Origin of the sequence: Catellatospora coxensis (assembly GCF_016862635.1) — a bacterium.
In the GTDB taxonomy this organism is placed as follows: Bacteria; Actinomycetota; Actinomycetes; order Mycobacteriales; family Micromonosporaceae; genus Catellatospora; species Catellatospora coxensis.
Genome location: NZ_BONI01000029.1, coordinates 88,491 through 99,782 on the forward strand (window position 1 = coordinate 88,491; position 11,292 = coordinate 99,782).

The 11,292-nt window shown below is 71.4% G+C and carries 11 protein-coding genes; 2 read left to right on the forward strand and 9 right to left on the reverse strand.

The window, feature by feature from the left end; translation table 11 throughout:
* Positions 1 to 4: 4 nt before the first annotated feature.
* The 8 genes from Cco03nite_RS18500 to Cco03nite_RS18535 form a co-directional block, all read right to left on the reverse strand.
* The gene (locus Cco03nite_RS18500) at positions 5 to 1,555 is read right to left on the reverse strand and encodes an MFS transporter (RefSeq protein WP_275412052.1); all 1,551 of its coding nucleotides are present in this window, start codon (positions 1,553 to 1,555) and stop codon (positions 5 to 7) included.
* Positions 1,556 to 1,603: 48 nt separating this feature from the next.
* Entirely contained in the window at positions 1,604 to 2,041 is a 438-nt protein-coding gene (locus Cco03nite_RS18505) for a hypothetical protein (protein WP_203693373.1), read from the reverse strand.
* 194 nt (positions 2,042 to 2,235) lie between these two features.
* Positions 2,236 to 2,577, reverse strand: coding sequence for a divalent-cation tolerance protein CutA (cutA, locus tag Cco03nite_RS18510; RefSeq protein WP_239167475.1), 342 nt, complete (start codon positions 2,575 to 2,577; stop codon positions 2,236 to 2,238).
* Positions 2,578 to 2,651: 74 nt separating this feature from the next.
* Positions 2,652 to 3,989, reverse strand: coding sequence for an extracellular catalytic domain type 1 short-chain-length polyhydroxyalkanoate depolymerase (locus Cco03nite_RS18515; protein ID WP_203693374.1), 1,338 nt, complete (start codon positions 3,987 to 3,989; stop codon positions 2,652 to 2,654).
* 200 nt (positions 3,990 to 4,189) lie between these two features.
* On the reverse strand, positions 4,190 to 5,353 hold the full coding sequence (locus Cco03nite_RS18520) for a LacI family DNA-binding transcriptional regulator (protein WP_239167476.1): 1,164 nt from the start codon (positions 5,351 to 5,353) through the stop codon (positions 4,190 to 4,192).
* Complete coding sequence (locus tag Cco03nite_RS18525) at positions 5,350 to 6,090, reverse strand: EcsC family protein (RefSeq protein WP_203693375.1); 741 nt, start codon at positions 6,088 to 6,090, stop codon at positions 5,350 to 5,352. Before Cco03nite_RS18525 ends, Cco03nite_RS18520 begins: the two co-directional genes overlap by 4 nt.
* Positions 6,087 to 7,250: an amidase family protein gene (locus Cco03nite_RS18530; protein ID WP_203693376.1), complete on the reverse strand. Its 1,164-nt coding sequence runs from the start codon at positions 7,248 to 7,250 to the stop codon at positions 6,087 to 6,089. The genes Cco03nite_RS18525 and Cco03nite_RS18530 overlap by 4 nt, the downstream gene beginning before the upstream one ends.
* 338 nt (positions 7,251 to 7,588) lie before the next feature.
* Positions 7,589 to 8,551 (reverse strand): hypothetical protein, encoded by a 963-nt coding sequence (locus Cco03nite_RS18535; RefSeq protein WP_203693377.1) that lies wholly within the window; start codon positions 8,549 to 8,551, stop codon positions 7,589 to 7,591.
* 669 nt (positions 8,552 to 9,220) lie between these two features.
* Here Cco03nite_RS18535 and Cco03nite_RS18540 point away from each other — a divergent pair.
* Positions 9,221 to 10,312, forward strand: a complete 1,092-nt coding sequence (locus Cco03nite_RS18540; RefSeq protein ID WP_203693378.1) for a winged helix DNA-binding domain-containing protein — start codon at positions 9,221 to 9,223, stop codon at positions 10,310 to 10,312.
* A gap of 129 nt (positions 10,313 to 10,441) precedes the next feature.
* Positions 10,442 to 10,966 carry a hypothetical protein gene (locus Cco03nite_RS18545; protein WP_203693379.1) on the forward strand — a complete coding sequence of 175 codons (525 nt, stop codon included), beginning with the start codon at positions 10,442 to 10,444 and terminating at the stop codon, positions 10,964 to 10,966.
* Between the two features lie 59 nt (positions 10,967 to 11,025).
* Here the strand turns inward: Cco03nite_RS18545 and Cco03nite_RS43185 are convergent, their stop codons facing one another.
* Entirely contained in the window at positions 11,026 to 11,277 is a 252-nt protein-coding gene (locus Cco03nite_RS43185; protein WP_373314270.1) for a zinc ribbon domain-containing protein, read from the reverse strand.
* Positions 11,278 to 11,292 lie beyond the last annotated feature (15 nt).

Genomic DNA, 11,292 nt, shown 5'->3' on the forward strand with positions numbered 1-11,292 from the left:
ACCGTCAGGCGTCGTAGAAGGCCTGGCCGGTGACGGCGCGGGTGTGCGGGGCCTGGTCGGCCGGCGGGGACGGGCGGTCAGGGACGGCGGTCACGGGCGTGCCCTGCGGAGCGGCATGCCGGCCGGTGGCGGCGCGGCGGCTCGCGTACACGTCGATCAAGGCGATGACCAGCGACAGCACCACAAAGGCGATGGTCACCCACAGGCCGTGCCGGAACCCGAGCGCGAAGTCGCCGCCGCTGTCCGCGATGGAGGCGAAGAAGACCGCGCCGACCACGGCGATGCCCACCGCCGCGCCGATGCGCTGGCCTGTCTGCAGCACTCCCCCGGCGCTGCCCGCCCCGGCGACGGGCACCTCGGCCAGCGTCAGCGTCTGGTTCGGCGCGATGACCAGACCACTGCCGATACCGGCGATCAGCAGCGGCAGCGCCGTCGCCCAGCCGTCGTGGCCGCCCGGCACCAGCTCGACGGCGATCTCGACCCCGACCAGGCCGATCAGCACCAGGCCGAGTCCGATCGCGATCAACGTGCGGCCGACCCGAGTCACGATCGGCCCGCCGAGGCTGGCCGACGCCGCCGAGCCGAGCGCGAACGGCACCGTCGCCAGACCTGCCTGCAACGCCGTGTAGTGCAGGCCCTGCTGCAGATAGAGGGTGTAGATGAAGAAGATCGCGGTGAACCCGGCGAAGTAGGCCAGGCCCAGCAGCGCGCCCAGGGCGTACGAGCGGCGGCGGAACAGGTTCAGGTCGACCATGGGATGCGCGTGGCGGGCGTACCGGCGCTCCCAGGCGACGAAGCCGGCCAGCACCGCCACCCCGGCGGCGAGCAGCAGCCACTTGCTCTGCCCGACCCACGCCTCCTCTTGGATCAGCGGCAGCAGCACCAGCACCACACCTGTGGCCAGCAGCACCACCCCGACCGGGTCGAAGCTCTCCTTGCGCCGCTGGTCGTCGCAGAACTTCGGAATGAAGCGGTACGCCAGTCCGATCGCCAGCGCCCCGACCGGCACGTTGACGTAGAAGACCCAGCGCCAGCCCTCGGTCGTCCCGGCGGCCTGGATCAGCAGGCCGCCGAGCAGCGGCCCGATCGCGGTGGAGATGCCGACGGTCGCGCCGAGCATGCCGAACGCGCGGCCCCGCTCGGCGCCCCGGAACAGCTGCTGGATGAGCCCGCTGATCTGCGGGTTGATGATGCCGCCCGCAGCGCCCTGCACGATGCGCGCGATCACCAGCCACAGCGCGCTCTGGGCCAGCCCGGCCCCGGCGCTGGCCAGGGTGAACAGCGCGACCCCGGCGACGAACGCGTTGCGCCGCCCCTTCATGTCGCCGAACCGGCCGGCGGGCACCAGCAGCAGTCCGAAAGCGAGGGCGTACCCGGAGACCACCCACTGCAGGGCGCTGTCCGAGGCGTCGAGGCCTTCGCGGATCGACGGCAGCGCGACGTTGACGATGCTGACGTCGAGCAGCGCCATGAACCCGCCCACCAGGCACACGCTCAGTGCACGCCAGCGGCGCGGGTCCGGCGTGTAACCGTCGCCCTCGCCACCCGTACGCACAGGTCAGAGCCTATCGGCGAACCATGCCCGCGAGTCGGCTTTCGCCCGTCACCGCCCGGATCGCCCCTGCTGCACCGCACAGACCGCGGTCAGCAGCCGCCGCAGCCGCTCCCGCCGTACCGCCTCGTTGATCAGCCGCGCCGTCTCCTCGCTCGGGCGGGGCTTGCGCCGCCAGGGGTTGACCACGACCCGCATGACCGCGGCTGCGGTCGTCTGCTCACCGTCGGCGAGCCGGAGCCGGACCCCGCCGAGCCGCGCGGTCGCCAGCTCCACCTGAGCCAACGGCACTTCGCGCCGGGCACCGGCGAAGTTCTCGACGATGACCGCATCGTCGGTCAGGGTCAGCGTCTCGCGCCAGGCGGCACGCACGACGAGCACAGCGGGGACCACCATCAGGCCCTGCACGATCAACGAGACGGTGCCCTCGTCGTCTGCCCCGATCCAGCCGCGCACGATCCGGCCGGCGAGGTAAAGGTACAAGAGCACCAGCACGCCGCAGCGGAGCAGACGATTCGCAGGTGTGGGCCAGGTGCGCGACACCGGCGGAGCATAGGCCACCCCGCGCCGCCACCCGAACCACCGGTCCTCGCGGCCACCAGCCGTCACACTCGGCCGATCTAGATGAATTGTGGTCGTCAGAGCAGCGACAAGTCATCCAGATCCGGCGCTGACGATGGCTGTCACCGGCCGGTTTCGGCAGATACCCAGTCCAGGTAGGCGGGGTTGCCGGCGAGCACGGGCATGCAGATGATCTCGGGGTTGTCGTACGGGTGCCGGTCGAGGATGTGCCGCTCCAGCGCCGGGTAGCCGGCCGCGGTGGTCTTGAAGACGAGCGGGTGCTCCTCGGCCTCCTCGATCCCGCCCTGCCAGCGGTACACGCTACGGGTCGGGCCGCCGAGCTGGGCGCAGGCCGCGACCCGCGCCTCGACCGCCGACCGGGCCAGCGCCAGGGCCGCGTCCCGGTCGTCCAGGGTCGTGACGACCTGGACGTACTCCGCGCCGCCCATCTCCACTTCCGTCATACCGGTCACGCTAACGCCCGCGGCGGTCTCCGGTCGCACCCCGCAGGGCGCGACCGGGGACCGCGGTCATCGGGTCACGCGATGGTGCAGGTGCTGCCGTTGAGAGTGAACGACGGCGGTCTGCCGGTGTTGCCGGTGTGGTTGGCGTTGAAGCCGATCGTGGTGCTCGCGCCCGGCGCGAGGGTGCCGTTGTAGTTCAGGTTGCGGGCGGTCACCGCACCGCTGGCCGGCGAGTAGGTCGCGTTCCAGCCGGAGGTGATCGCCTGCCCGCCGGGCAGGGTGAACGCCAGCGCCCAGCCGTTGACCGTGGACGATCCGGTGTTCGTGATGGTGATGTTCGCGGTCAGGCCGGTGTTCCACGGGTTGACCGTGTACGCGACCCGGCACGCGCCCGGCGGCTGCGGGCTCGGCGGCACGCTCGGCGAGGGCGGGGTGCTGGGCGACGGGGGCGTGCTCGGCGACGGCGGGGCCGACGGGCTCGGCGGCGCGGAGGTGAGGCCGAAGAACTGGATCGCCATCAGGGCCTGGCCGCTCAGCGGCAGGTTGTGGCCGACCCCGGCCAGGCTGACGCCTTCGACCGCGACGTTGACGCCCGAGCCGCCGTAACGGGTGCGGGTCCAGCCGGACTGCGGGGTGTCGGTGTACGTCGGGGTCTGGCTCAGGCCGTGCACGTTGGTCCACTGCTTGATCGCCTCGCCGAAGTTCGGGTAGCGCAGCGTCGTGTCGTCGGTGCCGTGGAACAGCTGCATGCGCGGCCGGGGGCCGGTGTATCCGGGGTAGGCGGCGCGGACCTGGTCGCCCCACTGCTGGGCCGTCTTGATGAGCTGGCCGTTGGCGCAGGTGCTGTTCCACATCGAGCCGTCGGTCGTGGCGAAGCACCCGAACGGCACTCCCATGAACGACGATCCCGCCTTGAACACGTCCGGGTACGCCCCCAGCAGCACGTTGGTCATCATGCCGCCGGACGACGCGCCGGTGGCGTAGACCCGGTTCGCGTCGCCGTCGCGGTTCTGGACCACCCAGCGCACCATCGACACGATGCTGAGCGAGTCGCTGCCGCCGTTGTGGGTCAGCGACGCCGGCGACGACACGTCGAAGCACGCGCCGCTGCGCGTCGCCGACGGGTAGATCACGATGAACTTGTACTGGTCGGCGAGCTGCGCGAACTGCGTGCCCGAGTAGAAGGCCGGGCCGGTGCCGGTGCAGTAGTGCACGGCGACCACGACCGCGGGCCGGGTGCCGATGTTGTCGGGCACGTACAGGTGCATCCGCAGGTTGCTGGGGTTGGTCCCGAAGTTGGTGACCTCGGTGAGCTGCGCCGCCACGGCCGGTGGTGAGGCGACGACGAGTCCCCCCACGACGGCCAGGGCTGACGCGGCGACCGCCAGCAGCGTCCTGACTCCTTTGCGCATGGTGTCTCCTCCCGCGGCGGGGCAGCGCCGCTGAGAAACGTTTCCAATATGTAGTCGAATGCATTCGCTCGAACCATAAGCGTCGATACGACGCGGGTCAAGGCGAGCAGGCGACCGGTACTTTCGGCGGGCGAGGCCTCAGCCGGTGATCACGGCGGCAGGGTGGTGACACGCCGCCGGACACGTCCGCAAGTTCATGATCAACGGGCCAGGGGTGGGGCGGTGCTCGCGCGGATGACAAGGTCGGTGGCGAGGTCTACGCGCAGGCGGGGTGGGGTGTCGCCGGCGGCGAGGGTGAGGGCCAGGTCGGCGGCGACCGCGCCCATCTCGGCCAGCGGCTGGCGCACCGTGGTCAGGGCGGGGCCGCTCCAGCGGGCGAACTCCAGGTCGTCGAAGCCGACCACGCTCAGGTCGTCGGGCACCCGGCGGCCGGCCCGGCGGGCCGCCTCGTACACGCCGAGGGCCAGCAGGTCGTTGCAGCAGAACACGGCCGTCGGCGGCGCGGCCAGGGCCAGCAGGTCCTGCCCGTGGCGCAGGCCGTCCTCGTAGGACAGCGAGCCGGTGCGCAGCAGCGCGGGCTCGACGGGCGCGCCGGCGGCGTCCATCGCCGCCCGGAAGCCGTCGAGGCGGGCGCGGGCGGCGAGGAAGCCGGGCGGCCCGCCGACCATCGCGATCCGGCGGTGGCCCAGTTCCAGCAGATGGCGGGTGGCGGTGAGGCCGCCGTTCCAGTTCGCCGCGCCGACCGAGGGCACGCTGTGCACCGGCTCGCCGGTCGGGTCCAGCGCCACCAGCGGGATGCCGCTGGCCGCGAGCCGGGCGTGCTCGCGGCGCATGGCCGCGCCGTACACCGCGATGACCGCGATCGGACGCCGTCGCAGCACCTGGTCGAGCCAGCCGGGTGCCGACGCCGTCTCGGTGAACCCGACCGCGAGCTGCCGTACGCCCGCGACCTGCGCGACCCCGCGCATGATCTCGATGGCCAGGTGGCTCTCCAGCGCCTGGAAGACGACCTCCAGCATCGGTGCCTGGGTGACCGCGTCGGGGCGGCGGTAGTCCTGCTCCCGCAGCACCTGCTCGACCCGGGCCCGGGTCTCGGCGGCCACGCCGGGATGCCCGTTGAGCACTTTGGACACCGTCGGCGCGGACACCCCGGCCAGCCGCGCGACGACCGCGACCGTGGTCTCCCCGCGCCGCCTGCCCCGCCGCGCGACCGGCACGCCCTTCACGGCCCGCGACGATGCGGGCGCGTCCGCAGCGCCGCGCGCCGGTGCGGGCACGGCCCCGGCGGCGTCGGGATACCCGGAACCGCCGGGCAGGGCCGGCGGTTCGGGCAGGGCATGGGCGGCCGGATCGGTAGTGGTCACCGCGGGGCCGGGCGCTGGTGCGGCACGGCGGTCAGCGTCGGCGACCGGTACAGGTTGATCGCGCGTGAGGCCAGGTCGTTGACGGTCGAGGCGTTCGCCCACGCGCCGAACACGATCGCCGCGAACGGGATCGCTTTCGCGGCGACCTTGCGCACCGCCCGCATCCCGGCCATCTGCGCGAGCTTCCAGCTCAACCGGCCCAGCGCGCGGCCGACGGGTGCGCGGCTCGTGGTCGTGCCGACGCCCTTGGCCAGCGCCGTGCCGATGCCCTCGCGGCCCTGGGCGACGCCGAGCGCCAGCCGGGCCGCCTCGGTCGCCTTGTGCACCCGCTGCAGCACCAGCAGGTCGGTGGCCCGGTCGGGGTGGGTCGGGTCGACGCCGTACACGGCGGCCAGGTGCAGCACCAGCCGGCTCTGCGTCCAGGCCAGGGTGGCCAGGTCGGCGATCGCGCCGGGCAGCCCGACCGAGCCCGACACCGCGCCGGTGAACCGGGCGTGCCGCCGGAACCGCTTGACCGCGAGCTGGGCCAGGCCGTCGGGGTGCATGTTCGGATATCTGGTGCGCATGCGCGCGACCCAGGCCGCGGCCTGCGGCCCGATCCGGGCCACCGCCTCCAGCGCCAGGTGTTCGGGGGCGTACTGGGGGTCGGCTTTCATGCGCTGCCACAGCCCCGGCGGCGGGGCGTCGCGGACGTCGAGGTCGGCGTCGGCCGGCGCGAGCGCGCCCGGTTCGGTCATCGCAATACCTCCGCGAGGTCGAGCAGGGACTCGTCCGTGCCGGGTGCGCCGACCAGGCACAGCCCGACGGGCAGGCCGCCGACGGTCGCGCCGGGCACGCTGAGCGAGGGCAGGCCGACGACGCTGGAGATGCCGGTCAGGCCGAGGATCGGGGCGCGCAGCGGGCCGGTGTCGGCGCCGCGGGCCGGGGCGGGCGCGGGCGCGGTCGGGATGACCAGCACCGCGCCGTCGAGCAGCTGCGCCATCGCGGTGCGGACCGCGGTGATCTCCCGGTCGGCGGCGATCAGTTCCGGGTGGGTACGCCCCGAGGCCGCGCGCACCCGCTCGCCCACCCCGGGGCCGAAGACGGGCTCGTGCCGCTGCACCCATTCGCCGTGGCGCTGCCAGAACTCCCAGCCGGTACGGACCGCGTACGCGAACCGGTAGTCCGGGGCGGGGGCCGAGCCCCACAGCGGCTTCTCGTCGCAGGGCAGCGTCGCGGCCAGCCGTTCCAGGGCCGGTTGCAGCGCCTGGCGCACGGCCGGTTCGGCGAGCTCCCACAGGTCGGCCGGGGCGACGAGCCCGCGGATCGGGGTGGTGTCGGGGCCGCCGGTCAGCAGCACGCCGGTCGCGGTGCGCAGCAGCGGCAGGTCCCGGGTGAGCAGGCCGGGCACGTCGAACGAGCCGCACAGCGGCACCACCCCGGACCGGCTGACCCGGCTGTGGCTGGGCCGCAGGCCGTACAGGCCGCACCAGCCGGCGGGGATGCGCACGGAGCCGCCGGTGTCAGTGCCCAGCCCCAGGTCGGCCGAGCCCTCCGCGACCGCGGCGGCGGTGCCGTTGGACGAGCCGCCGGTGATGTGGCCGGGTGCCGCCGGGTTGTCCGGCGCGCCGTAGTGCGCGTTGGTGCCGAACAGGCTGTACGCCATCTCGCCGGTGTGCGTCTTGCCGACGATGTGCGCGCCCGCGCCGGTCAGCACGGCCACCGCCGCGGCGTCCCGGGTCGCGGGTGGATGCGTGGCGAGCCAGGTGGGGTTGCCGGCGCCGGTGGGCAGGCCGGCGACGTCGAACAGGTCCTTGACGGCCAGGCGTACGCCTCGCAGCGGTCCGCCGGTCTCGGGGCGCGGCGGGATCTCGGTCACCCAGGGCACGTACGGGCCGGGGATCGGCAGCTCGGTCATCGGCACTCTCCTACCACGAACGCCCGGCCGGACCGGCGGGCGCACCACGTAGCTTAAATGCCTATGGCCCCCGTGCTCAGTCGTCAAACACTCAACCGCGCCGTACTGCGCTCCACGTCCTGCTGCGCCGGGCGCGGAACTAGGTGCACGAGGCGGTAGCGCACCTGGGCGGGCTCCAGGCCGAGGCCCCGAACCCGCCGTAAGTAGCACTGTGGAACCAGTCGGCGGACTCGCCCAACCCGAACTCTCCTAGCCGGCCACCGGGTGCTTGCGGCACGGCCCGCTTGGCATCGGAGGCATCTGCGGTCGAGTACCGCCGCGATAAGCCGACCTCACCGTCAACGGTCACCGCTTCCGGTAGCGATGATCCATTGATCGATCGCCTTGGTAACTGCGGCAAAGGCACCGACCGCCAGCCCACCGGGCAAGAACGTCAACAGATGAGGAATAGCAGGACCACCTGATCCGTACTCGTCCACCGTCCCGTCGCCACGGCGTCCTTCCGCGGGTACGACCGACACCAACCCCAGCCGTGAAAGTAGTTCATGCGAGCCATATGCATCACGACTGATGCCCATATGCAACAACCTGACCGACGAGATAACCCGAAAGCCGTCGGGATTCGACGCGTGAAAATACGCAAGCATCAGTAGAAATGTCAGCTCACTGTCTTCCAGGACGTGGATCCAGCCTTTTGTGAAGACTTCGGCGGGCAGGATGAAGTGCGGTTCGTCCGGCCGCGGTACCCGGTAGCGGGAGTTCGGCCCTGCACTGCGACGCCCCGACTCACGGTTCAGCAGGAAATTCTCATACTTGTTTCGGGCGCGGGCCGCGTGGGGCAGGGAGATGAGTTCTTCAGCCGCCAATTTCTTCAGCGCCGCCGTCAGGTGGCGTGATTGCTTATCCTGCACGGTCATATAAACCTGACCATTACCCATCGCCTTGGCGTCCGTGGCGAACAGGTCGGTCCAACCGACGTCTTCGCCCACCGCAAGAATGGGTCGACGGTTGTCCGGCTGCCCGCCGGGCCTCGTCCGGGCCTGCGCCTCGAACAAGGCGATGAGCATGCAACGCAATGCGGTGCCGCGCGACGTGACCAGGCGAGTAGCCGGTGGCCGGTGCTCGCCCCTGGGGGGACGGCGGTCAGAGGGCTCACCGGGTGCGGGCTGCGCCCGGAAGACGAACTCGTTGCGGATGCGCACGCCGGTAAGTTCGCCCTGCTCCGCGATCGCCGCGAGATTGGCAGTCGCCTGGCTGCAGGACTTCTCGGACTCGTAAAGCCGGTTCAGCCGCAAGTCCATTTGGTCGAACTTTTGCTGAGCCGCAGTGCGCCTCGGCGCGGAGGCGGAGGCGGAGGCGGAGGCGGAGGCGGAGGGATCAGACAAAATCGCTGCTCTCATTCCGAACGTTTCAATCAGCCTGACTCAACTCTCTGAGTCATCCATTATTTAGGTGTGTGAAGCAGGCTGATCGAGCCGCTTCCACAGTGTACATGATCATCCTTTCCCGCCGGGCGTCGGGAAGGCAGTATCGAACTGAACGCGGCGAAGACCGTCGCGTGGCAGCGACCCGGCGTGCCGGACGCTGTCGTGCCGAACGCGCCGCAGCCGGTCCGCGCCTATAGCGGACGGCCCCCGGGTGGTGCCCCGGAGGCCGCGTACGGCGTCCCCAACCCGTTGAGATGAGGTTCTTTCCGCATGTCCAGACTACGTCGAGAACAGAAACAAGTACCGCCTGCCCCACAACGGCTGCCGCTGCGATGGGCGGTGATCGCCATTGTGTCGTTCGCGGCCGGGCTAGTCGGCTACGTGGTCGGAGGCCCCGTATCCGCCATCGTGGTCGCGACGACTGTGGTCGGGGTCGCCCACAAGGTGCTCGACTAATGGCCGCTCGCGGGACGCACGTGGTCTCCCACGTGCGTCCCGCTGTTGGTCGGCCGGACGGCGGCGCACCACGTAGCTTAAATGCCCATGGCCCCTGTGCTCAGTCGTCAAACACTCAACCGCGCCCTGCTGTCGCGCCAACTGCTGCTGCAACGTACGCGGCTGCCGGTGCACGACGCGGTCGCGCACCTGTTCGGACTGCAGGCGCAGGCCCCGAACCCGCCGTACGTCGCGCTGTGGAACCGGCTCGAAGACTTCGCACCGGGCGAGCTGTCGCAGCTGATCACCAACCGGCGGGTGGTCCGCATCTCGCTGATGCGCTCGACGATCCACCTGGTCACCGCCGAGGACTGCCTGGCGCTGCGGCCGGTGCTGGCCGCTTCCATGGAACGAGGGCTGGCCGCCGGGTACGGCAAGCAGTTGGTCGGGCTGGACCTGGACGCGGTCGCCGCGCACGGCCGGGAGCTGGTCGAGCAGCGGCCGCTCACCTGGGCCGAACTCGGTGCGCTGCTGGCCGAACGTTTTCCGGGCTACGAGGCGGGCGCGCTGGCGCCGGTGGTGCGCACCCGGGTGCCGCTGGTGCAGGTGCCGCCGCGCGGGCTGTGGGGATCGAGCGGCCAGGCCGCGCACACCTCGGCGGAGTCGTGGCTGTCGGCCGCGCTCGCCGAGCCGTCGGCCGAGGCCATGGTGCTGCGCTACCTGGCCGCGTACGGCCCGGCGAGTGTGCGCGACGTGCAGGCCTGGGCGGGGGTGACCCGGCTGAAGGAGGTCGTCGAGCGGCTGCGGCCGCGGCTGGCGACGTTCCGCGACGAGCAGGGTGTCGAGCTGTTCGACCTGCCCGACGCGCCTCGGCCGGACGCGGACGAACCCGCGCCGGTGCGGCTGCTGGGCGAGTTCGACAGCGTGCTGCTGGCGCACGCCGACCGCACCCGGATCATCTCCGACGAGCACCGCAGGCGCATCTTCACCATCAACGGCATCATCCGGGCGACCGTCCTGATCGGCGGATCGGTCGCCGGGATGTGGCGGATCGAGCGCGAGCGCGGCCGCGCCGTGCTGGCCGTCGAGCCGTTCTCGGAGTTCGCCGCCACCGATCGCGATGCGGTCATCTCGGAGGGGGCGCGGCTGCTGGCCTTCACCGACCCGGATACGGCGACGCGCGAGGTCCAGATCGCCTGAGACACTGTCACTTACAGTACTGCGCCGACGCTGCTGGGTAGCCGACAGACAGCGGTCGGGTGCCCCGACGCCACTTACCGTGACCGGCGAGCGACCTCACGCTCATCGATCTCAGGGAGAGTGGTTCCGATGGCAATCGACGCGCACAGCCCTGTTCGACGCGGCCGACCGACCCGGCTGGTCGCGACGCTGCTCGCGGCGACGCTGCTCACGCTCGGCCTTTCCGTCACCGCCAACGTGGTGACGGCGGCGCCCGCACAGGCACTCTGCGTCACCCCGGCGATGGAGGGCGACTGGCACAACATCGACCCGGCCACCAGGTCCATCGTCCGCACGCAGGTGCAGTTCGTGTGCAACGACGTGATCATCTGCGACGCGGACACCGGCATCTGCACCGGCGGGACCAGCTTCTACCGGATCCGCCCGTGGGGCTCCTGCAGTCCCACCGCCTGCGACTGGGGGTGGCGCGACACCGTCCGGATGAGCGACGGCTGGGTCAAGGCGACGTACGTCTACAGCTACAAGACGGTGGACGTGTGGGCCCGCACCGAGGCCTGGTACGGGTCGACCTACCTGCGGGTGTGGACCAGTACGGACTACACGGCGGCCGACGGCCGCGCCGACTACACGAGCAACGACTGGTTCCTGAATTGACTGCTCCTCACCTGAAGGCGGGGACTTCTTCCCGCCTTCAGGCTATGGGGATTCCTGACTCAGGCAGCCACTCGAGCCAGCGGCTCGGGTGGTCTTACGCCCTCAGTGCCAGCAGGGCACAGACCAGCCCTGATAAGCATCACGCGGGCGGAGTTCTTGTCCCGTGGGGACACGGCTCCGCACGTGGTACAGGTGTAGGTGCGTTCACCCAGCGGCAGCGCATGCTTGGCTCTCGTCATGCAGTGCGCGCAGTCCATCGTGGTGTGCGCGGGATGTACGAGCCGGACGTCCCGGCCGTGCTTGCGGGCCATCTCGACCAGTGCGGC

What these genes read in the sequence shown, in the direction of transcription:
- cutA (WP_239167475.1), bottom strand. Translation starts at nt 2,577, where the DNA reads ATGACGGAAGTGGAGATGGGCGGCGCGGAGTACGTCCAGGTCGTCACG.
- Cco03nite_RS18515 (WP_203693374.1), bottom strand. Translation starts at nt 3,989, where the DNA reads ATGCGCAAAGGAGTCAGGACGCTGCTGGCGGTCGCCGCGTCAGCCCTG.
- Cco03nite_RS18525 (WP_203693375.1), bottom strand. Translation starts at nt 6,090, where the DNA reads ATGACCGAACCGGGCGCGCTCGCGCCGGCCGACGCCGACCTCGACGTC.
- Cco03nite_RS18530 (WP_203693376.1), bottom strand. Translation starts at nt 7,250, where the DNA reads ATGACCGAGCTGCCGATCCCCGGCCCGTACGTGCCCTGGGTGACCGAG.
- Cco03nite_RS18535 (WP_203693377.1), bottom strand. Translation starts at nt 8,551, where the DNA reads ATGGACTTGCGGCTGAACCGGCTTTACGAGTCCGAGAAGTCCTGCAGC.
- Cco03nite_RS18540 (WP_203693378.1), top strand. Translation starts at nt 9,221, where the DNA reads ATGGCCCCTGTGCTCAGTCGTCAAACACTCAACCGCGCCCTGCTGTCG.
- Cco03nite_RS18545 (WP_203693379.1), top strand. Translation starts at nt 10,442, where the DNA reads ATGGCAATCGACGCGCACAGCCCTGTTCGACGCGGCCGACCGACCCGG.
- Cco03nite_RS43185 (WP_373314270.1), bottom strand. Translation starts at nt 11,277, where the DNA reads ATGGCCCGCAAGCACGGCCGGGACGTCCGGCTCGTACATCCCGCGCAC.